This is a genomic window from Flavobacterium calami (assembly GCF_038290035.1).
GTDB classification, from domain to species: domain Bacteria; phylum Bacteroidota; class Bacteroidia; order Flavobacteriales; family Flavobacteriaceae; genus Flavobacterium; species Flavobacterium calami.
The window spans coordinates 44,347-69,790 of the sequence record NZ_JBBYHS010000006.1; the positions used below are offsets into that span (position 1 = coordinate 44,347).

Below are 25,444 nucleotides of genomic sequence, written 5' to 3' on the forward strand. Positions count from 1 at the left end.
ATTACAAAATTATCAATCATAATATTTTCACCCTAAATAATTAAAAGTAAAAAGTACAAATTGTAAACACAACTTTCTCTAAAAAAAGATGTTACTTTCTAATCTTGAAAACACTTAAAATCTTTCAATTTTTAAATTTTTTAATCATTAAATTATACCCTATATTTGCTATCGAATAAAAAAGAACATGGAGCAATTTGTAGTATCGGCACGTAAATACCGCCCGCAGACCTTTAAGGATGTTGTGGGGCAAAAAGCCATTACAAACACTTTGCTAAATGCCATTGAAAGCAATCACCTTGCTTCGGCTCTTTTATTTACAGGACCGCGTGGAGTTGGTAAAACAACCTGCGCACGTATTTTGGCTCGTAAAATAAACCAGCCCGGATATGATGATCCAAATGAAGATTTTGCTTTTAACGTTTTTGAGTTAGATGCTGCTTCAAACAACTCGGTTGATGATATTCGAAGCCTTATCGATCAGGTTCGAATCCCACCCCAGACCGGACAATACAAAGTTTACATTATTGACGAGGTTCATATGTTGTCTTCAGCGGCTTTTAATGCCTTCCTGAAAACCTTAGAAGAACCGCCAAAACATGCTATTTTTATTTTAGCAACAACAGAAAAACATAAAATCATTCCGACGATTTTATCACGCTGTCAGATATTTGATTTCAAAAGAATTACGGTAAAAGATGCTAAAGAACATTTGGCTGACGTTGCAGAAAGTCAGGGAATCAGTTTTGAAGACGATGCGTTGCACATTATTGCTCAAAAAGCTGATGGTGCAATGCGTGATGCTTTATCCATTTTTGACCGTGTGGTTTCTTACTGCGGAACCAACTTAACACGTCAGGCTGTAACTGAAAACCTAAACGTTTTAGATTACGAAACTTACATTGCTATTACTGATTTGCTTTTAGAAAATGAAATTCCAAAGCTTTTATTGGCATACAATGATATTCTTTCCAAAGGTTTTGACGGACATCATTTTATTGCCGGATTAGCTTCTCACTTTAGAGATTTACTGGTAAGCAAAACACCTTCAACTATTGCTTTATTAGAAGTTGGAGAACAAGCGCAGCAAATGTATGCAGTTCAGTCTCAAAAATGTTCTCAGGAATTTTTACTAAAAGGAATTGACATCGCAAACGACTGCGATTTAAAATACAAATTGAGCCAAAATCAGCGTCTTTTGGTTGAATTATGCCTGATGCAGCTAGCCTCTATCAACTTTGATGGAGAAAAAAAAAAGCTGAGCAATTTATAATTCCGCCTGTTTACTTTAAAAACGGAGGATATTCTATTGTTGAAGTTCAAAGTCCCAAAACTAAAGTTGAAAGCCCTGCTGTAGCTGAAAATCAAACTCCAAAAGCTGAAGAAAAAATCAACGTCAATCAAAATGACAATGGCAATTCTGATGTTGCTCCAATTTCTGCAACTCCTAAAGTTCAGACTCCTGATGCTCCCGAAAAAGAAACAAGCAATACACCAAAAGTTTCGGCTTTTTCTCTTGCCAGTATCCGCAAGAAAAAAGAACTGGAGCAAAGTAGTAAATCTTACGTTAAGCCTTCATCTGTATTACCTACAGAAGAATTTAACGAGACTGATATGCGCCTTCACTGGAACAAATATGCAGAGCGTTTAGGACAAAAGGGACTTAAGATTATGGAATCTATCCTGTTAATCAACGATCCTGTCCTTAACGGAACAAACATTATATACGAACTGCCCAACGAAGGCTCTAAACTGGAATTTGAGAGCCAGATGAATGGTTTGTTAGGACATTTAAAAGGTCATTTACACAATCATGATATTACTATCGAAGTTGTTGTAAATGAAAAAATAGAAATGAAAAGAAGCTACAATAATCAGGACCGATACAACCGCTTTTTAGAAATCAATCCAAACATCGAGCTTTTACGCACCACATTTGGATTGGATTTTAAGGATTAAATTAACCTGTTAACTCTGAAATTATTTGGGTTGCTTAAATTCTCAACAGGCTAAATTATTTATTTTTCACCCCAAAAGCATATACTTTTTCAAGCCATTTTTTTCTTTGGTTTTCACCAGAACCTTTTATAATTCCGATATAACTGATTTTTACAGGTTTTACACCGCAGAATTCTAAAGTAGATTTCTTCAGCTGATTCACGCTTGGTCTTCCAAAAAACAATCTGTAAAACCAACCCGGCTGATCTAAAGTTGTAATGATATGGGCTGTTTTTCCTTTTAGCAGTTTATCCCACCAAACTGAGTTTTCGCGATACTGAAACGCCATTCCAGGTAAAAATAAACGATCAATAAAGCCTTTTGTAACAGCAGGAAGTCCGCCCCACCAAACCGGATGAATCCAAACCAGATGGTCTGCTCTTTTTATTTTTTCCCAGGATTCTAATAAATCCGGTTCTAATTCGATTCGTTTTTGATAACCATACGCCAGATTTGGATTGAAAGTTAAAGTTGCGATTGTAATTATTTCTACACTCGCTCCCGAAGCAAGTGCTCCTTTTTGATATTCATTGGCTATGGCAAAATTAAAGCTGTCCGGATTTGGATGTCCGTTAATAATCAGTATTTTTTTCATAAAGGTCTTTTTGTCAAAAATACAATTGAAGCTTTTTATTTTACTGGACAAATGTCCTAAAAAAAATTACAAGCGGGCATTCTGAATATTTTTAATTCTCTCGCAGATTATACTCCTCTCAGGATGACGTATTAATATATAAAATCAATCGAAGTGAAAAATAAAACTGATTATTTAATAAAATTAGAATCTATCCCTTAAAAGAAAATCTGCGAGAAACAAAATTTAAATCACACAACAGCTTTCCGAATCCGGCTTAAATGCCTTGGGGTAATCCCTAAATAAGAAGCTAAATATTGAAGCGGAATCAATTGCAGGTATTTTTGATGGTTCTGATATAGTTCTTCGTAACGTTGTGTAGCAGACAATTTCTGAAAAGAAACCATTCTTTTCTGGAGGTTTACAAATTCTAATTCAGTCATTTTTCTTCCTGCTTCCTGCCAGTTAAAACTGAATTTATAAAGTCTTTCCAAAGCTTTACGATCAAGAACCTGTAATTCTGTATCAGCCAACGCCTGAATGTTTTCTTCAGCTGTTTCTTTCGTTATAAAACTGGCAAACGATGCCATGAATTCATTTTCAAAAGCAAAACAATTGGTGATTTCTTCGCCTTTATGATTGACAAAAAAAGAACGCAGAATTCCTTTTTCGATAAAAACAATTTCGTTGCAGACCTGATTTTCCTTCAGTAAAAAATCGCCTTTTTTGAGCTTTCGAAACGTAATCAAATCATCTAAAAGCATCAATTCTTCTGAAGAAAAATCCTGAACCGATTGAAAAACAGCTTTCATTTAAATCCCTGAGTTAATTTTTGGAAGCAAAAACCTTTTCAATTCTCTTGTCCGGAATAAGCCATAGCATTGCCACAATAAAATAAGCTGTTCCTGAAATCCATTCGCTGTAAAAAGAAAAAATTATTCCAAGAATATATAAAACAGCAGAAATTATTCCTTTAATTTCATAACCAATAACTTTTGCTAATACCGAATTTTTTCCTTCAGCAATAATTATGATTCGTTCCAGAATGAAGTAAGCAATTGCAGACAAAAGCAATATAACACCATAAAGAGCCATTGATGACTTTGCAAAATTATGTTCCCCCATCCATCCTGTAGCAACCGGAATAAGTGAAAGCCAAAACAACAGATGCATGTTTGCCCAAAGTACCTTTCCGTTTACTCTGGACAAACCGTGAAGCAGATAATGATGGTTATTCCAGTAAATTCCAACATAAATAAAACTTAGGACATAACTTAAAAACTTAGGAACAAGCGGTTTTAAATCAGCAAATTCATGCCCGTGAGGCACTTTAATTTCCAGTACCATAATAGTGATAATAATTGCTAAAACGCCATCACTGAAAGCTTCAAGTCTTGTTTTATTCATTTTTTTTACTTTTTTATTCTGTATGACTATAAAAAAAGTTGCCACGAATTTCTCTGATTTTCACAAATTATATTTTATGCAATGCATAAAGTTTTGTGAAGAAATTGAAATTCGTGGCAAAAAATTATCTGCTTATATTTTACCGTAATACATTGCTTTTACGATTCCATCAGAAAGTCCTATTTTTGGCACATAAATCTGGCGCGCTCCGCTCCATTTCATGGCATTCAGATAAATACGTGTGGCATGGATAATTACGTCGGCACGGTCGGAGTTTAAACCTAATTCAGTAATTCTTTGCTCGTAAGTAAGGGAATTTAAAAAAGCATATTGTGAATTAACATAGATATATGAAAGCGGTTTTTCCTGCTGTTTTCCGGACATTTTAAACAATTTATTGATATTTCCACCAGAACCAATAAGCGTTACTTCCTCGTAATCTTTGGTATTGGTTTTAATCCATTTTTCAATTTCATCCCAAACCACATCATGCACCATATTGTTCAATAAACGAACTGTCCCCGCTTTGAAAGATCTTGAATTCACCATTTTTCCGTTAGAAAACAAGGTAAATTCGGTGCTTCCGCCCCCAACATCCACAAAAAGATAGGTCAGATCAGTTTTGAGCAAATGATGTAAATCTGTTGATGCAATAATGGCTGCTTCTTTTTTTCCGTCAATAATTTCAATTTTAATATCTGCTTTTTTCTTAATGAGTTCTACAACCTCTTTTGCATTGTATGCCTCACGCATTGCCGAAGTTGCAAAAGCCTTATATTTTTCTACTTTATGTACTTTCATTAAAAGATTGAATGCTTTCATGGCATCAACCATTCTGTCGGTGTTTTCTTCTGAAATTTCACCAACTGTAAAGGCATCCTGTCCCAAACGTATCGGTACACGGACAAGTGAACTTTTATTAAACTGTGGTTCTTTACCCTCTTGTTCTACAACATTCGATATCAGCAGTCTCATGGCATTCGACCCTATATCTATTGCTGCATATTTTTTTATTTTAATCATGCTCACTTTATGATTTGAAATTTTAAAATTTATGTAATTAATTAATCTGTTTTCTGAACAACTTCTTCGGTTATTTCTATTTTATTCTGATAGTATTTATAGGTCTCAAATTGTGCCCTGAAAGGTGCATGATGATTTCGTGGTTTGTATTTATTGTCCAGTTTATAAGAATGATACCTCACTTTTACATTCCCCTTCCAGGCAATATTAAAATTATCTATTAATTCCTTTTTAATGGCATGATCATAAATAGGACAAGTCACTTCTACCCTTCCGTCAAGGTTTCTGGTCATAAAATCGGCAGAAGAAATATATACCTCTGTCAGCCCTGCATTCCCAAAAATATAAACCCTTGAATGCTCCAGATAATTATCAACGATACTAATTGCCTCAATGTTTTCGCTCATGCCCGGAATTCCCGGAATTAATGAACAGATACCTCTTACCTGAAGCTGTATTTTTACTCCTGCATTACTGGCTTCGTATAACTTGTCTATCATTTTAAAATCAGACAAACTATTCATTTTCAATTTTATATACGTCTTTCTTCCCGCCAATGCATGCAAAATTTCCCGATCAATCAGTTTGATAAATTTGGTTCTCGTATAATGCGGAGATACAATTAAATGCTTGTAGCGATGTACTCTATAATTAATATCAAAGAATTCGAAAATTTTGGAAACATCTTTCAAAATACCCTGATGACAGGTCAAAAGCGTTACATCTGTATAAATTTTAGCTGTTGATTCATTAAAATTTCCGGTAGAAATAAATCCGTAGCGACGGGTTTTACCCTCTTCAACTCTTTCTATTACACATATTTTACTGTGAACTTTTAGCCCTTTAATTCCAAAAATAAGTTCAATTCCTTCAGTCTGCATTTGTTCTGCATACGAAATATTCGAAGCCTCATCAAAACGAGCCTGAAGTTCAATCTGAACCACCACTCTTTTACCATTTTTGGCGGCATTTATCAGCGAACTGATAATCTGAGAGTTCTTTGCAAGACGGTATAACGTAATTTTGATACTGGTTACTTTTGGGTCTAAGGCTGCTTCACGCAAAAATTTTGTCAGATAAGAGAAAGACTGATATGGTGCATGAACCAGATAGTCTTTTTTATTGATTTTTTCTAAAATGCTTCCGTCAAGACTTAGACCTAAGACAGGTAAAGGCTCGTTTGGTTTATACAGCAAATCGTAGCGTCCTAAATTTGGGAAACTCATATAATCACGACGGTTATGATATCTTCCGCCCGGTATTATACTGTCTGTTTCTACAATTTTCATTTTGTCTAAAAAGAAATGCAAAGTATCATCTTCAATCTGGCTGTCGTAGATAAAACGAACCGGTTCACCTATTCGGCGGTCTTTTACAGAAGTGGCGATTTTTTCGAGCATACTTTTACTCAAATCGCTGTCAATATCTAGCTGGGCATCACGTGTAATTTTGATCATGTGTGCCGAAACACTTTTAAAATCAAATATATTGAAGATGTTTTTTAGTTTATAACGAATAACATCATCAATTAGGATTACATATTGTTTATCGTCTTCTGAAGGAAGGACAACAAACCTGTTGATATTTTTTGGAATTTCAATTAAAGCATATCTTACCTCATCATTTGCCAGTTCTAAACGAACAGCCAAATAGCCTAAAGTATCTTTAAGAACAGGAAAAACTGCCAGATCATTTAGGATGATGGTCACCAATTCCGGACTTAACTTTTGCATGTAAAAATCCTTTAAGAAGCATTCCTGTTTTGGCGTAATCTGATCTTCGTTTATAATAAAAATATTTTCGGCTTCAAGTTCAGTTTCGATATTACCCAGAATACGTAAACTTTCAGACTGCTGCTGAATCACAATTTCTGTAATATCCTTAATTAACTGATGTGCGGACATACCGCCTAAGTATTTTTCGGCCGAAATACCTGAAAGACTCAGTCGCCGGATTGCAGCATATCGAACTCTGAAAAACTCATCTAAGTTGTTTGAAAAAATTCCAACAAAACGCAGTCTGTCTAAAAGCGGAACCGTATTATCTCCGGCTTCCTGGAGTACTCTTGCATTAAACGCTAACCAGCTTTTTTCTCTGTCGATATATTTCTGTTCGTGCACGTTATTTATTTTAAATCTTTGGGGAATATTGTTTTATGGGTTTTGCCTTTATCAATCGCATCCCAGCTGTCTGAATCAAATTGAAGTGATACGAAGCCGGAAGTTGGGACATTATCAATAAAAACATCCCCAAATTTATTAACAAAATTTGTAATAGCCTCGTTATGTCCGAAAAGAATAACGCTTTCTAAACTATTATCACATGATTTAATAACTTTTTCAAGATGTCTTTCATCAAATGTATACAACTCATCTTTGAATAAAATACTTTCTAAGGGATACGATAAATTTTGTGCGAAAATAATAGCTGTTTCGGTCGCCCTTGCAGCAGTACTGCTCCAGATCGTATAGGTTTTGGGAAGAAATTCTCCAATAGCCACTGAAACATTATGTGCATCTAAAATTCCTCTTTTCATTAAAGGTCTGTCAAAATCCTTTAAAGGGGCTTCCCAACTTGATTTTGCATGTCGTATTAAAATTAAATTTTTCATAGAAAGATATTTTAAATGATAAATACCAGCAGAAGTACAATCCTAATTTACAAAAGAAATTTCAATAGCCTATTGTTTTTTTATTCTGTTAACATATTTACTAAAATTTTAACAGAAAAGAAAGAATTAAACTAAAAATAAATTTTCAAAAAAATGCTTTTCATCTGACAAAACATTCACTTCATCGATATTATTTCATTTTTAAAACAAACACTTAAAATATTGATTATCAATTAATTAAAATCATTAAGGCAAATTTTAAAAACATTTCTGAAACATCGAAAATAGCATTTTAGACTTGTTATAATTCTATTAAAAAAAACATTTTAGAGAAATTATTTAACAAAAAAACGCATTTGAACGATTTTTCAGGTTAGTTACAGATAAAAAAAACATAATTAAATCAATCTATATAATTTTGATTCATAGATTTTATGTTAAAAAATTGAGATAATCACAATACCACATTATTTCAAACCGATAGATCTAAAATGTCTTTAAAAGAGAATAACCCCAAAAATTCATTTTAAGACAAGAAGTCCAAAAACATTTTAATCCTAACTTAATAAAATTAGAGATTATGGAAATCATTACTTATTTTTTTAAAAATATTAATATTAAAGGTTTCTTTACAGCGTTCCTTTTAATATTTATTACAAATGGCTATTCTCAAAATACATTTGATGGAGATTACTGCCCAGGTCCCGGTACAGTTGGTGATGAATATGCAACTGGCACTGTTTATAACAACGTGTTATTAGCTAGCCCTTCATCAACATGTCAAATTGGAACGATTCGCGCTAAAGTTGACACTCAAAATCAAGTATTAAGATTAGGTATGGACATTGGTAATGGTGGTTCTGCACTTTTTAGATTGTACTTAGATACCAATAATAATCCTTTAACCGGATTAACATCAGACTCCTTTGGAGGAAACATTAGTGTAGCTGGTGCTGAATATATCTTAGAGATTAATTCCAACGGAAATGGTTTTACTTTATATACAGGTAATGGAAGTGTTAAAACTCAGACTAACGTTATCCCCCCGGGTCTTGCTGCGCAGGCTGGTAACGCAAATTGTAATTCTGGTGCTACGTTTTTAGAGTTTAATATTCCTTTTGGAAGTTTGGGAATTAATATTTGTGATCCAAATAACCCTGGTATAATCAATATTACAAAATTAGCATCTGTTAGCGGAAACTCTCCTAGTTCAAATCAATGTATTAATACCCCACTTACTTTTGGAATTCCACTAAAAGGAACAGTTGGACCAAGCACGACTATTTGTTCAGGAGCTAGTAGTGCATTAACAATAACAGGTCTCAATGCTAATTCTACTGTAAGTAAGTGGCAATCATCTGTTGCTCCATTTTCAGTTTGGGCAGATATCCCTAATACTGCAGGTTTAACAGCTTATAATACAGGTAATTTAACAGAAACTACATTATTCCGAGCAATATTTTCAAATTCAGGTTTATGTTCTGGAAATGATATTGCCACAAGTGAAGCAACCGTAACAGTAAATGCTCCTACTGGCTGTTCCATTACTGGTACTTCTGGCCCTGTATGTTTGTCTTCTTCTAATGTTTATACGGCTCCAGCCAATATGACTACTTATGCGTGGTCTTTGCCTTCAGCAACTGCAAATGGCGCTACAATCACATCTGCTTCAAATGCACAAAGCGTAACTGTTTTAGCTGGTTCCACTTGCAATACAACGTTTAAATTATTATTAACAACTACTTTAAATGGATGTAGTTCTACTTGTGAAAAAATAGTTACTGTTAACGACACCACAGCTCCAACATGGACAACAGCTGCAGCTTCTCTAAATGTGACTTTGCAATGCAGTGATGTATCTGGTTTGGCAACCGCTCAGGCATCATTTCCTGTAGCAACCGATAATTGTGGGGGAACTGTAACTTATACTAAAATCAGCGGAAGTTTTATGGCAGGTTCCTGTATCAACTCCGGAACTTATACTAATACATGGGAGGCGAAAGATGTGTGTTCGAACACTTCAACAATATTTACACAGACCATCTCTATTGAAGATACTACAGCTCCAATGTGGACAACAGCGGCAGCTTCTCTAGATGTAACTTTACAATGCAGTGATCTTTCCGGTTTGGCAACTGCTCAGACTTTAGCTCCCATAGCTACCGATAATTGTGGGGGAACTTTAACTTATACTAAAATTAGCGGAAGCTTTATAGCTGGTTCCTGCATCAACTCCGGAACTTATACTAATACATGGCAAGCCAAAGATGTTTGTTTGAATACATCAACCGTTTTCACACAAGTAATTACTATTGAAGATACTACTGCTCCAATGTGGACAACTGCTGCAGGTGCTTTAGATGTGACTTTGCAGTGTAGTGATCTTTCCGGTTTGGCAACTGCTCAGAATGCAGCGCCAATCGCAACCGATAATTGTGGGGGAACTGTAACTTATACTAAAATTAGCGGAAGCTTTATAGCTGGTTCCTGCATCAACTCCGGAACTTATACTAATACCTGGGAAGCCAAAGATGTATGTCTAAATACGTCAACCGTTTTCACACAAGTAATTACTATTGAAGATACTACTGCTCCAATGTGGACAACGGCTTCAGCTTCTCTAGATGTAACTTTACAATGCAGCGATCTTTCAGGTTTAGCAAACGCTCAGGCTGCTGCTCCAATTGCTACTGATAATTGCGGTGGAACTGTAACTTATACTAAAATTAGCGGAAGCTTTATAGCGGGTTCTTGTATCAACTCCGGAACTTACACCAATACCTGGGAGGCCAAAGATGTATGTTTAAATACATCAACCGTTTTCACACAAGTAATTACTATTGAAGATACAACTGCGCCAATGTGGACAACTGCTGCAGGTGCTTTAGATGTGACTTTGCAGTGTAGTGACCTTTCCGGTTTAGCAACTGCTCAGAATGCAGCGCCAATCGCAACCGATAATTGTGGGGGAACTTTAACTTATACTAAAATTAGCGGAAGCTTTATAGCTGGTTCCTGCATCAACTCCGGAACTTATACTAATACATGGCAAGCCAAAGATGTTTGTTTGAATACATCAACCGTTTTCACACAAGTAATTACTATTGAAGATACTACTGCTCCAATGTGGACAACTGCTTCAGGCGCTTTAGATGTGACTTTGCAATGCAGTGATGTATCTGGTTTGGCAACCGCTCAGGCATCATTTCCTGTAGCAACTGATAATTGTGGGGGAACTATAACTTATACTAAAATCAGCGGAAGCTTTATAGCGGGTTCCTGCATCAACTCCGGAACTTATACCAATACCTGGGAGGCCAAAGATGTGTGTTTGAACACTTCAACAATATTTACACAGACCATCACTATTGAAGATACTACTGCTCCAATGTGGACAACTGCTGCAGGTGCTTTAGATGTGACTTTGCAGTGTAGTGATGTATCTGGTTTGGCAACTGCTCAGGCATCATTTCCTGTAGCAACCGATAATTGTGGTGGAACTGTAACTTATACCAAAATCAGCGGAAGCTTTATAGCTAGTTCCTGTATCAACTCCGGAACTTATACTAATACCTGGGAAGCCAAAGATGTGTGTTTAAATACATCAACCGTTTTCACACAAGTAATTACTATTGAAGATACTACTGCTCCAATGTGGACAACTGCTACAGGCGCTTTAGATGTGACTTTGCAATGCAGTGATCTTTCCGGTTTGGCAACTGCTCAGGCTGCAGCTCCAATTGCTACTGATAATTGTGGGGGAACTGTAACTTATACCAAAATCAGCGGAAGCTTTACAGCAGGCTCCTGTGTAAACTCCGGAACTTATACCAATACCTGGGAAGCCAAAGATATTTGTCTAAATACTTCAACAATATTTACACAGACCATCACTATTGAAGATACTACTGCTCCAATGTGGACAACTGCTGCGGGTGCTTTAGATGTTACCTTGCAATGCAGTGATGTATCTGGTTTGGCAACCGCTCAGGCATCATTTCCTGTAGCAACCGATAATTGTGGGGGAACTGTAACTTATACCAAAATCAGCGGAAGCTTTATGGCAGGTTCCTGTATCAACTCCGGAACTTATATTAATACATGGGAGGCCAAAGATATGTGTTTGAACACTTCAACAATATTTACACAAACCATCACTATTGAGGATACTACTGCTCCAATGTGGACAACTGCTGCAGGTGCTTTAGATGTGACTTTGCAGTGTAGTGATGTATCTGGTTTGGCAACCGCTCAGGCATCATTTCCTGTAGCAACCGATAATTGCGGAGGAACTGTAACTTATACTAAAATTAGCGGAAGCTTTATAGCTGGTTCCTGTATCAACTCCGGAACTTATACTAATACATGGGAAGTAAAAGATATGTGTTTAAATACATCAACCGTTTTCACACAAGTAATTACTATTGAAGATACTACTGCTCCAATGTGGACAACAGCGGCAGCTTCTCTAGATGTGACTTTGCAATGCAGTGATCTTTCCGGTTTGGCAACTGCTCAGACTTTAGCTCCCATAGCTACCGATAATTGTGGGGGAACTGTAACTTATACTAAAATTAGCGGAAGCTTTATGGCAGGTTCCTGTATCAACTCCGGAACGTACACCAATACCTGGGAAGCGAAAGATGTGTGTCTAAATACATCAACCGTTTTCACACAAGTAATCACTATTGAAGATACTACAGCTCCAATGTGGACAACTCTTGCAGGCGCTTTAGATGTGACTTTGCAATGCAGTGATGTGTCTGGTTTGGCAACCGCTCAGGCATCATTTCCTGTAGCAACCGATAATTGTGGGGAAACTGTAACGTATACTAAAATCAGTGGCAATTTTGTGGCAGGTTCTTGTATCAACTCCGGAACGTACACCAATACCTGGGAGGCCAAAGATGTTTGTTTGAACACTTCAACCATATTTACGCAAACCATCACTATTGAAGATACTACTGCGCCAATGTGGACAACAGCGGCAGCTTCTCTAGATGTGACTTTGCAATGCAGTGATGTATCTGGTTTGGCAACTGCTCAGACTGCAGCTCCAATTGCTACCGATAATTGTGGAGGAACTGTAACTTATACTAAAATCAGCGGAAGTTTTATGGCAGGTTCCTGTATCAACTCCGGAACTTATACTAATACATGGGAGGCGAAAGATGTGTGTTTGAACACTTCAACAATATTTACACAGACCATCTCTATTGAAGATACTACTGCTCCAATGTGGACAACTGCTGCAGGCGCTTTAGATGTGACTTTGCAATGCAGTGATACTGCAGGTTTGATAAATGCTCAGGCGATGGCTCCTATTGCTACTGATAATTGTGATGGAACTATAACCTATACCAAAACAAGCGGGACATTACAAAGAGGAAGCTGTGGAAGTACAGGTACTTATACCAACACCTGGATCGCAAAAGATATTTGTGAAAATACATCAACCGTTTTCACTCAAGTAATCACTATTGAAGATAATGCAGCACCAAACTGGATTACTGAAGCCGGTACTTTAAATATCACTTTGCAGTGCAGTGACACAGCTGGATTACAGGCTGCTCAAAACCAGACTCCAGTTGCTTCTGCAAATTGTACAATAGTAACTTATATTAAAACCAGTGGTGAATTCAACGCTTCTCAAGATTGCGCCAATGCTGGAACTTACACCAATAGCTGGATCGCAAAAGATGATTGCGGAAATGTTACAGATAGTTTTATACAAGTAATCACTATCGAAGATACAACCGCTCCTACCTGGGCAACTGAAATGGCTTCTTTAAATATGACTTTGCAATGTAGCGACACAGCCGGATTGGCTTTAGCTCAGGCTTTATTTCCAACAGCTTCTGATCTTTGTGATGCTGATGTTTCCAATATCGTAAAAGTAAGCGGTCAGTTTATGGCTTCCGAAGGTTGTGGAAATGCAGGAACTTACACCAACACATGGACCGTAAAAGACGATTGTGGCAATACTTCAGATACTTTCACACAAGTGATAACAATCGAAGACACCACTGCTCCAACATGGGCAACTGAAATGAATTCTTTAAATATGACTTTGCAGTGCAGCGACACAGCCGGTTTGGCTTTAGCTCAGGCTTTATTTCCAACAGCTTCTGATCTTTGTGATGCTGATGTATCTAATATCGTAAAAGTAAGTGGTCAGTTTATGGCTTCCGAAGGTTGTGGAAACTCCGGAACCTATACCAACACCTGGACTGTAAAAGACGATTGTGGAAATACTTCTGATACTTTCACACAAGTGATAACAATCGAAGACACCACTGCTCCAACATGGGCAACTGAAATGAATTCTTTAAATATGACTTTGCAGTGCAGCGACACAGCCGGTTTGGCTTTAGCTCAGGCTTTATTTCCAACAGCTTCTGATCTTTGTGATGCTGATGTATCTAATATCGTAAAAGTAAGTGGTCAGTTTATGGCTTCCGAAGGTTGTGGAAACTCCGGAACCTATACCAACACCTGGACTGTAAAAGACGATTGTGGAAATACTTCTGATACTTTCACGCAAGTGATAACTATCGAAGACACCACCGCACCAACATGGGCTACTGAAACAGGATCTTTGAATATGACTTTGCAGTGCAGCGACACAGCCGGTTTGGCTTTAGCTCAGGCTTTATTTCCAACAGCTTCTGATTTATGTGACAACGATGTATCGAATATCGTAAAAGTAAGTGGTCAGTTTATGGCTTCTGAAGGATGTGGAAATTCTGGAACTTATACCAACACCTGGACCGTAAAAGACGATTGTGGCAATACTTCAGATACTTTCACGCAAGTGATAACAATCGAAGACACTACTGCGCCAACATGGGCAACTGAAATGGCTTCTTTAAATATGACTTTACAATGCAGCGACACAGCCGGATTGGCTTTAGCTCAGGCAATGTTTCCAACAGCTTCTGATTTATGTGACAACGATATATCGAATATCGTAAAAGTAAGCGGTCAGTTTATGGCTTCTGAAGGTTGTGGAAATGCCGGAACTTACACCAACACATGGACTGTAAAAGACGATTGTGGAAATACTTCTGATACTTTCACGCAAGTGATAACTATCGAAGACACCACCGCACCAACATGGGCTACTGAAACAGGATCTTTGAATATGACTTTGCAGTGCAGCGACACAGCAGGTTTGGCTTTAGCTCAGGCTTTATTTCCAACAGCTTCTGATTTATGTGATGCTGATGTTTCCAATATCGTAAAAGTTAGCGGTCAGTTTATGGCTTCTGAAGGTTGTGGAAATTCAGGAAGTTACACTAACACATGGACCGTAAAAGACGATTGCGGCAATACTTCAGATACTTTCACACAAGTGATAACAATAGAAGACACTACTGCGCCAACATGGGCTACTGAAATAAATTCTTTAAATATGACTTTGCAGTGCAGTGACACAGCCGGATTGGCTTTAGCTCAGGCTTTATTTCCAACAGCTTCTGATCTTTGTGATGCTGATGTTTCGAATATCGTAAAAATTAGCGGTCAGTTTATGGCTTCCGAAGGTTGCTCTAACGCCGGAACCTATACCAACACCTGGACTGTGAAAGACGATTGTGGAAATACTTCTGATATTTTTACGCAAGTGATTACTCTGGAAGATACAACCGTACCAATGTTTACTGGAAATCTTCCTTCAGACATTACTGTTTCCTGCGATGCAGTTCCTGAACCAGCAACTTTAAAAGTCTTTGATAATTGCAATAGTAATTTGCCTGTAGTTTTTTCTGAAACAAAAAGTAACATTCAAAATGAATGTCCAACCAACTACACGTTAACACGCATATGGTCAACAAGTGACTGCAGTGGAAATACTGTTTCACATTTTCAAATTATAACTGTAAGAGACACAACTGCACCTACAGGAACTGCTCCTGCAAGTGTTGCTAATTTACAAAATATTGCCAATATACCCGCCGGAAGCCCACAAGATATTATAGATGCAGCAGATAATTGCAGCGGAAGCGTAAACATCTCGATAACTGATTCGAACAATGGAGGAAGCGGCTGTGATGGAAATGCATATATCTTAACCAGGACTTATACCTTAACAGACTGTGCAGGTAACAAAACTGAACTGGTACAAACCTTTACTGTCGAAAATAAAATTTCAGTAATGGGAACAGCTTCAAATGTTACCTGCTTTGAAGGCAATAACGGCTCTATTTTAGTGACTAGCAGTCCGGGGTCCGTAGTTGTTATCCGAAATCAAAACAATGAAGTTGTAGGCAACACTAATTTACGCGCCGGAGTTTACACGCTTACAGCTACAGCACAAGTAAACAATAACAATCAGGTTTGCTCATCAACCGCTACGGTTACCATCACACAACCTGAAAATGTTATCGTAAACCTTAACAGTGAGGCCTGTAATGCTGACTCATCTCCTCTGAATCTTTCCAGTTTATTACCTGAAGGCATTTCCAGAACAGGAATCTGGACTGACACAAGTGGTACTAATGCATTACAAGGAAATATCCTTAACGTTTTTGGTCTTGCATTAGGCAGTTATACACTTGAATATAAAACAACCAATGAAGATTGTCCTAGAAGTGTTTCTGTAAATTTACTTGTAAACGATGACTGCCGCGTATTGGCTTGTGAAAAAGTATTAGTTCATAATGCTTTCTCCCCTAATGGTGACGGAGTAAATGATTTTTTCAAAATTGATAATATTGACCTGACTACCTGTTATCCTGAAAATACTGTAGAAGTCTATAATCGTTGGGGAATATTGGTTTTCGAAACCACTAATTATAACAATATTACCAACGCTTTTGACGGAACTTCCAGAGGCAGGACTACCATCAAACAATCTGAAGGACTCCCTACCGGAACTTACTTTTACATCCTAACCTACAAGTCATTTGATAATAACAACGTAGCGCGCACTAACAAACAGGACGGTTATCTCTATTTATCAAAATAAACACAATTTGTAATTCGGTGTGCCCCTGCACCGAATTACAAATAATCAATACAAAATCCTTGTTTGAGTAAGTGAATGTAGGGCTTATTGTTAAGGATTTTCAGTATTAAAATCATTAGTAATAATTGCAAAAAAAATATCTACTATGAGAACAAAATTATTTTCCTTCGCTATTATGTTTGTATCCATGGTAAGTTTTGCACAGCAGGATGCTCAATTTACGCAATACATGTACAATACCATAAATATCAACCCTGCTTATGCAGGTTCTCGTGGAGCTTTGAGCGTATTTGGTTTATACCGTACGCAATGGGTTGGACTGGATGGCGCACCTAAAACAATGTGCTTCTCTGTCAATTCCCCAATTAACAACAGCAATTTGGGAGTTGGTCTTTCTTTGGTTAACGATAAAATAGGTCCTACAAATGAGAACAATATCTCTGCTGACCTTTCGTACACTATTCAGACATCTGCTGATTTTAAACTGTCTTTTGGTATCAAAGGAACGGCTAATTTATTCAATCTTGATGTCAATAAACTTAATCCTGATGTAGCGGGAGATCCACAATTTCAGGATTTTGACAATAAATTCTCTCCAAATGTAGGTGCCGGAATTTATTACCATTCTGACAAAGCTTATATCGGTTTATCTGTACCCAATTTTATTGAAACCAATCGCTACAACGACAACGACATTGCGATTTATAAAGATCAAATCAATTATTATTTTATCGCCGGGTATGTTTTTGATCTGGACAAATACCAATATATAAAGTTCAAACCAGCTGTGATGACCAAAATGGTAGAAGGAGCCCCACTACAAGTCGATGTATCCGCCAATTTTATGTTTTTAGACAAACTTGTAGTGGGTGTTGCTTACCGATGGAGTGCCTCATTAAGCGCTATGGTTGGATTTCAAATATCAGACGGTCTTTATCTTGGTTACGGATATGATCGTGAAACCACCAACTTAAACAATTACAACTCAGGATCGCATGAAGTATTCCTGCGTTATGAATTCGTCACTAAAAATGGTAAAATGACAACTCCTCGTTTCTTTTAAAAATAGTTATTATGAAAAATTTTATACTCCTTTGCTTCACAATGGCAAGTGTTTTTTCATTCAAATGTTATGCTCAACAATCGAAAGTAAACGCTGCTGATAAAAAATACGATGGCTATGCTTATATCGATGCCATAAAAACCTATGAAAGGGTGGCTCGGAAAGGATATAAGTCTGAAGATATGTTTAAAAAACTGGGGAATGCTTATTATTTTAATTCTGACTTTTCAGGGGCTGCCAAATGGTACGGTGAATTATTTGCCATGAACCCAAGTCCGGAACCTGAGTTTTATTACCGATATGCACAGTCTTTAAAAGCAACAGGACAAACAGCTCAGGCTAATAAAATCATGGACGAATTTAACTCTAAATATAAAGATGATAACCGCGGCAGGCTTTATAGAGAAAACGCAAATTACATGGATAAAATCAAAGCCAATTCAGGTCGTTATAATATTGAAGATGCCGGCATCAACTCTCCATATTCTGACTACAGCACTTTTGTAAGCAATAATAAAATCTATTTCGCTTCAGCAAGGGATACAGGTAATTTTTCGAATCGTAAACATAAATGGACAGGCGAATATTTTACTAATTTATATGTTACAGATGTTGATTCTGCCAAAGTAAAAAAATTCAAAACGGCATTGAATACTAAATTCCATGAATCTTCTCCCGTACTTACAAAAGACGGAAAAACAATTTATTTCACACGTAATAATTATTTAGATGGAAAAAAAGGAAAAAATGAAGACAAAATTACTTTTATCAAGATTTACAAAGCCACTCTCGAAAATGGCAAATGGACTAATATTAGAGAACTTCCCTTCAGCAGCAACAATTACAGTACTGCTCATCCTGCACTTAGTCCTGATGAAAAAACTTTATATTTTGCTTCTGATATGCCCGGAAGTATTGGGCAGTCTGATATTTTTAAAGTTAGCATCAATGAAAAAGGTGAATATGGAACGCCTAAAAATTTAGGGAAATCGATTAACACAGAAGGCAAAGAAACGTTTCCGCATGTCAGCGATGAAAACGAAATTTACTTTTCTTCAGACGGCCATCCCGGACTTGGCGGGCTTGATGTTTTTGTGGGTCAGATAGATCCAGACGGAAGTATCAGCGATATCGAAAATCTAGGTGCTGATGTCAATTCTCCTAAAGATGATTTTGCCTACACGATTGACACTGCCACAAGAAAAGGATACTTTAGTTCCAATAAAGACGGCGGTCGTGGTTCAGACGATATCTATAAATTTTTAGAAACCAGACGGTTAAAATGCGCACAGGAATTATACGGTCTTATCACTGATGAAGCTACCGGAATGATTTTGCCCGGAGCAAAAGTTAGCTTGTTTGACCGTAATCTGGATCTTAAAAAAACGTTCATTGCAGATGAGACCGGAAACTATACTTTTCAGGTCGAATGTGACGAAACGTACTATGTAAGAGCCGAAAAACCAGATTATAACACCAAAGAAGTAAGCATCAAAATACCTGATAAAACCGGTAAAACGAATCTTCCGATTGCGTTGGAACCTGCTAAATGCAAAGTTGCAATTGGTGATGACTTAGGAAAATGTTTTGGTATAAAAATGATTTATTTTGACCTTGACAAATCAAACATCAGAGAAGAAGCTGCTTTGGATTTAGAAAAAATATTAGATGTTTTAAATGAAAATCCAAAAATGAAACTGGACATCCGTTCTCATACAGACAGCAGGGCAAGTCATAAATACAATGAATCTTTGTCTGACCGAAGAGCCAAATCTACCATAGAATGGCTCATTAGCAATGGTGTGGCAAAAAACCGTTTAACAGGAAGAGGCTACGGTGAGACACAGCTTGTAAATGAATGTGCTGATAATGTAAAATGCAGCGAAGAAAAACATCAGGAAAACAGACGCAGCGAATTTATTATTACTGCTTTATAAACACAACCAAAAACCAATAACCGCAGCTACCTTTCGGGGTAGCTTTTTTTCAAAAAAAAGTCGTTGTAAACATGACCTTACAACGACTTTTAATAACTAAACCTGAATACTAACTTTCTTTCTAAATTTTTGCAAAAATATTGGTGTAATACTTTTTACCGGTTTCTGCATCAATTTTAATGGCAATCCCAAAATGGGTATAATCGCCCTCTATATTTTCTTTATGAGTAGGACTCTCTAACCAGGCCTTTACAGCAGCTTCTGAAGTTTGATAATTATAAGCCACATTTTCTCCCACTTTTTTTGCACCTAAAACACTCGTGATATTCTCTGACCTTGCAACAAAATCATTATGATTTACCACTTTATTGGCAATCATATAAAAATCATGTTCTTCAGATTTGTATGAAATATGATTGATTCTTTCTAAAGCATTTAGTCCAATACTGAGACGATGTTTGTTTATCAAATCAAGTGCTTCCAGTTCTGATTCATTATAAGTATAATCAGTTACGAGTTTAGATTGAGAATCATCAATTCCTTCAGCTGAATCTGAAGAACATGAATTAAAAACAAAAACAAGTCCAAAAAGTAGCATTACATGAAGCCATTTTTTCATAAAATTTGGTCGGTATGTATAAATAAATTGTGGGGCAACTTATTTAAATCAGTAAATAAAATAATTTGATTAACGTTTTAAAATAACAAAATTACCGTTCAACAACCAAAATTAATCGATAAAAAACACTATTCCAGCATTTTAACAGCAAAAATTCTTACACTAAGGTGCTAACCTGTCAATTTTCCACGTAAAATCAGACTGACTAAAATAACGAATTCTGTCATGTAAGCGGTTAGGTCTGCCCTGCCAGAATTCAACTTCCAAAGGAGTCACTAAAAATCCTCCCCAATGTTCGGGTCTTGAAACTGTTTTTCCTTCAAATTCTTTTTCCAGCTCTTTTAATTTCTCTTCCAAAAATGATCTTGATGGAATCACTTCGCTCTGATTTGAAACAACAGCACCTAATTTGCTTCCGTCCGGACGTGAATCAAAATAGTTGTCCGAAATAACTTCAGACGTTTTTTGGGCAATTCCTTTAATAATTACCTGACGTTCCATATTAGGCCAGAAAAAAGACAGACAAACATGCGGATTGGCTGTAATTGCTTTTCCTTTCTCCGAATTGTAATTGGTGTAAAATATAAAGCCTTCTTCAGAATACTTCTTCAGTAAAACCACACGTGATTTCGGAAATCCGTCAAGACCAATTGTCGAAACCGTCATCGCATTTACCTCTCCCACTCCACCAAAATCTTCCACTTCATGAAACCATCTGTTAAAAAGGTTAATAGGATCTTCAGGAATTGTCGTTTCCAGCAATTCGCTTTTTTCGTATGACTTTCTATAATTACTTAAATCGCTCATTTTTTTTATTATTATAAGTTTAATTGTAAGATGTGAAATGTAAAATAATACCCATCAAGCCATAACACATATTACATTTTACATTTCACTTTTCACTTTTCACTTTTCACACCATTAAAAATCAAACGTAACCCCGTCATTACCCAAAAGTACATTCGGAAAAATGGTTTCTGCTTCGTTTTTAAAAGGCTCAATTCCTTCGTATCGTGTCGAATAATGGCCCAAAACCAATTTCTTTGCATTTGCTTTTAGTGCTATCGTTGCCGCTTCTTTTGCTGTAGAATGTAATGTCTTTTCTGCCAAAGGAGCTTCAGATTCCAAAAAGGTAGATTCATGATATAAAACATCTACATTTTCGATAATCGGAATAATAGCTTCATTATAAACAGTATCCGAACAGAAAGCGTAGCTCATTGCCGGAATTGGGTCAAAAGACAGTTTCTCGTTTTCAATTACTGTTCCGTCATCAAGTGTAATGTCGCCACCGTTTTTTATCTTTTGGTAATAAGCCGTGTGAATATCATATTGCTGAACCGCTTCTATATTTAGTTTTCGTTCTCCCGGTTTTTCCTGAAATAAAAATCCGTTGGTGTAAATACGGTGTTTCAGCGGAATCGTTTTTACAATTACTTTATTATCTTCAAATATAACTTCACTTTCATTTGACTCTAATTCATGAAAAAACAACTGATACGTAGTCCATGAATTGGAGAGTTTTAGCTGTAAAGTAATAATTTCCTTCACCCCTTTTGGACCGTAAATATGTAAATCGGTGGTTCTTCCCAAAAGGGAAAAAGTCGAAACAGTTCCTATTAATCCGTAAAGATGATCGCCGTGAAGATGCGAAATAAAAATGTGATTAATTTTGGAGAATTTAATCTTATTCTTTCGAAGCTGAACCTGAGTTCCTTCGCCACAATCAATCAAAAACAAACGGTTTTTAATTTCTAAAACCTGCGAAGTCGGGTTGGTAATCGTTCTGGGAGTTGCCGCATAGCAGCCAAGTATTGTTAATTTCAATTTTATGTTTATTCGTTAATTTGGTAAATCGTTTAATTGTCTAAAATTAAATCAAATCGATTAAACAGTTAAACGAATAAACAATTAAAATCAATTTTAGAATCCAAGATCTCTTTCAATTTCTTCCATTTCGATAATATCGTGCGCTTCTAAAAGAGAAGGAACAACTGTCAATTTATCTGAAATCGAATTAAAATCAAGATCTGAAACTACAATTACAAACGATTTTTTTGACTTTTTCTGCTGTTTTGAAAGCGGTAAAAAAAGTTTCAAATCATTTTCTGTCAAAGCCGTATCGGCAGACAAATCGATTATAATATTATGCTTTTCAAAGGTTTTAAACTGCTGCGTCACTTTATCAAGGAAAGAATTAACATCTCCCTGAGTATCTTTAATAGTAACGGTATGTCCTTTTTGATCTACTTTCATTTTATAATTTGTGGGGCTTATATAAAAATTAATATTTCTGGGGGCAAAGGTACGAAGTTTTTTTGTTTTTTGTTCAGGACTTAAGTTAGACGTTTGTCACCCTGAGCGGAGTCGAAGCTCTTTTAGAAAGGCACTCTCGCTTAAAAGCCCTTCGACTCCGCTCAGGGTGACACATGTAAACTTTAAATCAGAACTAAAATTAAAATCTATTTAATAAAGAATTTGTTCTATTATTAAAAATTTGAATAAATTGATCGGATCTTGTAAAATCAAGACATGAGAAACAAAAATTCAGGATCGTCACCTTTTTTTCCTTTATAATCTCTGTATAGACATTTTCGTCTGGACATCCATCAACACCACCAACTTTTCTAATCAAGATTGGATTTCCTTCTAAATAAAAGGCTAAAGCAATTTGGTCAGTTTGTTTATTGAGCCAGTTAATTTCAGTTGCATTAAGTTTTAATTTATCTTTAAATTGATAGATAATATCTAATCCTCCAATACTATTCAAATTTAAACTGGAAATTTTATTCTCTAATTCCGAAGCTTCGTCTATTTTAAAATTTTTAGGTGTTCGATTCAATAAGTTATTATAAACAGCATCAATTCTTATTTCGCCCACATCCTGAGCTTTACATATAAAACCTATGAGGACGAATACTATTTTCAGTGCGCTTCTCAAAATGAAATATAACTACTGAATCTTAGAAGCTAGTAAATAAATAACCGCCATTCTAATCGCAACACCATTCTCCACCTGATTCAAAATCACTGAATGATCAGAATCGGCAACTTCAGAAGTAATCTCTACTCCTCTGTTGATTGGTCCCGGGTGCATGATTACGATTTCTTTTCCAAGAGAATCCAAAAGCGGTTTATCAACTCCGTATTGCTGTGCGTATTCACGTGTTGAAGGGAAGAAATTAACATCCATACGTTCGTTTTGTACTCGCAACATATTGGCAACGTCGCACCATTCTAACGCTTTGCGTAAATTCGGTTCAACCGTAACACCAAGTGATTCAATATATCTCGGAATCAGTGTTTTTGGCCCACATACTTTTACTTCAACACCCTGCATCTGCAAAGCGTATATATTGGATAAAGCAACTCTGGAATGCAGAATATCACCCACAATAACCACTTTTTTTCCGGCTACATCGCCCAGTTTTTCTCTGATAGAATAACTGTCTAACAAAGCCTGGGTTGGATGTTCGTGTGCTCCATCACCTGCATTTACGATACTGGCTTTGACATTTTTGGATAAAAAATAAGCCGCTCCGGGATTGGAGTGGCGCATTACAACCATATCCACTTTCATCGAAAGGATATTATTTACAGTATCAATCAGGGTTTCTCCTTTTTTAACCGATGACTGAGCTGCAGAAAAACTAATGACATCAGCAGATAAACGTTTCTGCGCTAATTCGAAAGAAAGTTTGGTTCTGGTACTGTTTTCAAAGAAAATATTGGCAATGGTAATATCTCGTAATGAAGGAACTTTTTTAATTGGTCGGTTAATGACTTCTTTAAAATGATCTGCCGTTTCAAAAATCAGGTTAATATCATTTTCGTTGATATATTTAATTCCTAATAAATGATTTACGCTTAATTCTTTCATGTTTAATGTTTAACTGTTTTTTACTGTTTAATCGTTAATTTGTTTAATCGTTTAATCGTTTTTCTTCCGATTAAACAATTAACCGGTTAACCGATTAAACTAATTTGTCACCAAATGCACCACATCTTCACCATCATTTTCTTTCCAGCTCACTTTTACTTTCTCGCCATTAATGGCATCTACCTGACGACCGCGATAATCGGGCTGAATTGGTAAATTACGGCTGAAACGTCTGTCAATCAACACCAGCAATTCTATTTCTGAAGGTCTCCCGAAAGACTGAATTGCAGTTAAAGCCGAACGAATGCTTCTTCCGGTAAACAATACATCATCGATAAAAATGACTTTTTTGTTTTCGACTATAAAATTAATCTGAGTTTTATTGGCTTCAAGCGGTTTATCGGTTCTGCGGAAATCATCTCTAAAAAAAGTGATATCCAGATAGCCCAGTGAAATTTGAGGCGTATTGTATTCGTTCTCTAAAATTTGTTTTAAACGTTCAGCCAAAAAAACACCTCTCGGCTGAATCCCGATTAAAATAGTATCTGAAAAATCAAGGTGTTTTTCGATTAACTGACAAGCCAAACGATGGAGTATGATAGTAACTTCTTTTGAATTAAGTAATACTTTCTGGCTCATAATTAATTGTAATGATTGGTCGGGCAAATATACGGAATTGGAATTTATTTGTTGGGGTGTCGATAGCGGAAATGTTTTCAACATTAAAAATTAAACATATAGACAAATCAAAAGCAATTAGATGAAAACTTAATAAACATTAAAATTCCATAGGAATGAACTAAATTGTAGCAACGGATTTCAATCCGTTGTAAAAGAGAACGACCATACATAAAGTTCCATTGGAACGGTTCATATTCATAAACGTATAATTATGTGTCGAACCTACGGTTCTTCTTACCTTATCCCGAATTTCAGACCGGATTAAAATCCGGCCCTACAATATTAATCGAGCCGCTGGCTCTTCTAAATCGAATGAACTCAGTCTGGCATCTGTTTTTACCCGACGGGATTAGCATCCGTAAAAAACTAATGATTATATTTAGTATAACGTAAATCAAAACCCGATCGGTCGGATATACGCAACGTTAGTACGAAAATTCTTTCCGTGCCCGCAAAGTATATCAACTTAATAAACATTAAAATTCCGTAGGAATGAACTAAATTGTAGCAACGGATTTCAATCCGTTGTAAAAGAGAACGACCACACATAAAGTTCCATTGGAACGGTTCATATTCATAAACGTATAATATGTGTCGAACCTACGGTTCTTCTTACCTTATCCCGAATTTCAGACCGGATTAAAATCCGGCCCTACAATATTAATCGAGCCGCTGGCTCTTCT

The 25,444-nt window shown here is 36.4% G+C and carries 18 protein-coding genes; 5 read left to right on the plus strand and 13 right to left on the minus strand.

From position 1 onward, the window contains the following. The first annotated feature begins 187 nt into the window (after nt 1-187). A complete protein-coding gene (gene dnaX, locus AAEO57_RS06655; RefSeq protein WP_341690818.1) occupies nt 188-1,273 on the plus strand; it encodes a DNA polymerase III subunit gamma/tau in 1,086 nt (361 codons plus the stop codon). Between the two features lie 341 nt (nt 1,274-1,614). Further along, complete coding sequence (locus AAEO57_RS06660) at nt 1,615-1,959, plus strand: DNA polymerase III (RefSeq protein ID WP_341690820.1); 345 nt, start codon at nt 1,615-1,617, stop codon at nt 1,957-1,959. 55 nt (nt 1,960-2,014) lie between these two features. Here the strand turns inward: AAEO57_RS06660 and AAEO57_RS06665 are convergent, their stop codons facing one another. The 6 genes from AAEO57_RS06665 to AAEO57_RS06690 form a co-directional block, all read right to left on the minus strand. Continuing rightward, entirely contained in the window at nt 2,015-2,593 is a 579-nt protein-coding gene (locus tag AAEO57_RS06665) for an NAD(P)H-dependent oxidoreductase (protein WP_341690822.1), read from the minus strand. 230 nt (nt 2,594-2,823) lie between these two features. Further along, the gene (locus AAEO57_RS06670) at nt 2,824-3,384 is read right to left on the minus strand and encodes a Crp/Fnr family transcriptional regulator (protein ID WP_341690824.1); all 561 of its coding nucleotides are present in this window, start codon (nt 3,382-3,384) and stop codon (nt 2,824-2,826) included. A 13-nt stretch (nt 3,385-3,397) separates the two neighbouring features. Next, nucleotides 3,398-3,979: a TMEM175 family protein gene (locus AAEO57_RS06675; RefSeq protein ID WP_341690826.1), complete on the minus strand. Its 582-nt coding sequence runs from the start codon at nt 3,977-3,979 to the stop codon at nt 3,398-3,400. 132 nt (nt 3,980-4,111) lie between these two features. Beyond that, nucleotides 4,112-5,002, minus strand: coding sequence for a Ppx/GppA phosphatase family protein (locus tag AAEO57_RS06680; protein ID WP_341690828.1), 891 nt, complete (start codon nt 5,000-5,002; stop codon nt 4,112-4,114). A gap of 41 nt (nt 5,003-5,043) precedes the next feature. Further along, on the minus strand, nt 5,044-7,122 hold the full coding sequence (gene ppk1 / locus AAEO57_RS06685; protein ID WP_341690831.1) for a polyphosphate kinase 1: 2,079 nt from the start codon (nt 7,120-7,122) through the stop codon (nt 5,044-5,046). Nucleotides 7,123-7,127: 5 nt separating this feature from the next. Further along, on the minus strand, nt 7,128-7,613 hold the full coding sequence (locus tag AAEO57_RS06690) for a SixA phosphatase family protein (protein WP_341690833.1): 486 nt from the start codon (nt 7,611-7,613) through the stop codon (nt 7,128-7,130). 580 nt (nt 7,614-8,193) lie between these two features. Here AAEO57_RS06690 and AAEO57_RS06695 point away from each other — a divergent pair. The 3 genes from AAEO57_RS06695 (at nt 8,194) to AAEO57_RS06705 (ending at nt 19,581) form a co-directional block, all read left to right on the plus strand. Further along, the gene (locus AAEO57_RS06695) at nt 8,194-16,581 is read left to right on the plus strand and encodes a T9SS type B sorting domain-containing protein (RefSeq protein WP_341690835.1); all 8,388 of its coding nucleotides are present in this window, start codon (nt 8,194-8,196) and stop codon (nt 16,579-16,581) included. Between the two features lie 145 nt (nt 16,582-16,726). Continuing rightward, nucleotides 16,727-17,644: a PorP/SprF family type IX secretion system membrane protein gene (locus tag AAEO57_RS06700; protein WP_341690837.1), complete on the plus strand. Its 918-nt coding sequence runs from the start codon at nt 16,727-16,729 to the stop codon at nt 17,642-17,644. A gap of 11 nt (nt 17,645-17,655) precedes the next feature. Then, nucleotides 17,656-19,581: an OmpA family protein gene (locus tag AAEO57_RS06705; protein WP_341690839.1), complete on the plus strand. Its 1,926-nt coding sequence runs from the start codon at nt 17,656-17,658 to the stop codon at nt 19,579-19,581. Nucleotides 19,582-19,702: 121 nt separating this feature from the next. Here the strand turns inward: AAEO57_RS06705 and AAEO57_RS06710 are convergent, their stop codons facing one another. The 7 genes from AAEO57_RS06710 to pyrR all read right to left on the minus strand — a co-directional run bounded on the left by AAEO57_RS06710 (nt 19,703) and on the right by pyrR (nt 24,719). Then, on the minus strand, nt 19,703-20,200 hold the full coding sequence (locus AAEO57_RS06710) for a CAP domain-containing protein (protein ID WP_341690841.1): 498 nt from the start codon (nt 20,198-20,200) through the stop codon (nt 19,703-19,705). A gap of 162 nt (nt 20,201-20,362) precedes the next feature. Beyond that, nucleotides 20,363-21,007, minus strand: a complete 645-nt coding sequence (pdxH, locus tag AAEO57_RS06715; protein WP_341690843.1) for a pyridoxamine 5'-phosphate oxidase — start codon at nt 21,005-21,007, stop codon at nt 20,363-20,365. A 114-nt stretch (nt 21,008-21,121) separates the two neighbouring features. Next, nucleotides 21,122-22,027, minus strand: a complete 906-nt coding sequence (locus AAEO57_RS06720; RefSeq protein WP_341690845.1) for a ribonuclease Z — start codon at nt 22,025-22,027, stop codon at nt 21,122-21,124. Nucleotides 22,028-22,123: 96 nt separating this feature from the next. After that, on the minus strand, nt 22,124-22,456 hold the full coding sequence (locus tag AAEO57_RS06725) for a ribonuclease Z (RefSeq protein ID WP_341690847.1): 333 nt from the start codon (nt 22,454-22,456) through the stop codon (nt 22,124-22,126). Nucleotides 22,457-22,655: 199 nt separating this feature from the next. Next, nucleotides 22,656-23,081: a hypothetical protein gene (locus tag AAEO57_RS06730; protein WP_341690848.1), complete on the minus strand. Its 426-nt coding sequence runs from the start codon at nt 23,079-23,081 to the stop codon at nt 22,656-22,658. Between the two features lie 72 nt (nt 23,082-23,153). Then, nucleotides 23,154-24,080, minus strand: a complete 927-nt coding sequence (locus tag AAEO57_RS06735) for an aspartate carbamoyltransferase catalytic subunit (RefSeq protein ID WP_341690849.1) — start codon at nt 24,078-24,080, stop codon at nt 23,154-23,156. A gap of 99 nt (nt 24,081-24,179) precedes the next feature. After that, the gene (gene pyrR, locus AAEO57_RS06740; protein WP_341690850.1) at nt 24,180-24,719 is read right to left on the minus strand and encodes a bifunctional pyr operon transcriptional regulator/uracil phosphoribosyltransferase PyrR; all 540 of its coding nucleotides are present in this window, start codon (nt 24,717-24,719) and stop codon (nt 24,180-24,182) included. Nucleotides 24,720-25,444 lie beyond the last annotated feature (725 nt).

What these genes read in the sequence shown, in the direction of transcription:
- dnaX (WP_341690818.1), top strand. Translation starts at nt 188, where the DNA reads ATGGAGCAATTTGTAGTATCGGCACGTAAATACCGCCCGCAGACCTTT.
- AAEO57_RS06660 (WP_341690820.1), top strand. Translation starts at nt 1,615, where the DNA reads ATGCGCCTTCACTGGAACAAATATGCAGAGCGTTTAGGACAAAAGGGA.
- AAEO57_RS06665 (WP_341690822.1), bottom strand. Translation starts at nt 2,593, where the DNA reads ATGAAAAAAATACTGATTATTAACGGACATCCAAATCCGGACAGCTTT.
- AAEO57_RS06670 (WP_341690824.1), bottom strand. Translation starts at nt 3,384, where the DNA reads ATGAAAGCTGTTTTTCAATCGGTTCAGGATTTTTCTTCAGAAGAATTG.
- AAEO57_RS06675 (WP_341690826.1), bottom strand. Translation starts at nt 3,979, where the DNA reads ATGAATAAAACAAGACTTGAAGCTTTCAGTGATGGCGTTTTAGCAATT.
- AAEO57_RS06680 (WP_341690828.1), bottom strand. Translation starts at nt 5,002, where the DNA reads ATGATTAAAATAAAAAAATATGCAGCAATAGATATAGGGTCGAATGCC.
- AAEO57_RS06690 (WP_341690833.1), bottom strand. Translation starts at nt 7,613, where the DNA reads ATGAAAAATTTAATTTTAATACGACATGCAAAATCAAGTTGGGAAGCC.
- AAEO57_RS06695 (WP_341690835.1), top strand. Translation starts at nt 8,194, where the DNA reads ATGGAAATCATTACTTATTTTTTTAAAAATATTAATATTAAAGGTTTC.
- AAEO57_RS06700 (WP_341690837.1), top strand. Translation starts at nt 16,727, where the DNA reads ATGAGAACAAAATTATTTTCCTTCGCTATTATGTTTGTATCCATGGTA.
- AAEO57_RS06705 (WP_341690839.1), top strand. Translation starts at nt 17,656, where the DNA reads ATGAAAAATTTTATACTCCTTTGCTTCACAATGGCAAGTGTTTTTTCA.
- AAEO57_RS06710 (WP_341690841.1), bottom strand. Translation starts at nt 20,200, where the DNA reads ATGAAAAAATGGCTTCATGTAATGCTACTTTTTGGACTTGTTTTTGTT.
- pdxH (WP_341690843.1), bottom strand. Translation starts at nt 21,007, where the DNA reads ATGAGCGATTTAAGTAATTATAGAAAGTCATACGAAAAAAGCGAATTG.
- AAEO57_RS06725 (WP_341690847.1), bottom strand. Translation starts at nt 22,456, where the DNA reads ATGAAAGTAGATCAAAAAGGACATACCGTTACTATTAAAGATACTCAG.
- AAEO57_RS06735 (WP_341690849.1), bottom strand. Translation starts at nt 24,080, where the DNA reads ATGAAAGAATTAAGCGTAAATCATTTATTAGGAATTAAATATATCAAC.
- pyrR (WP_341690850.1), bottom strand. Translation starts at nt 24,719, where the DNA reads ATGAGCCAGAAAGTATTACTTAATTCAAAAGAAGTTACTATCATACTC.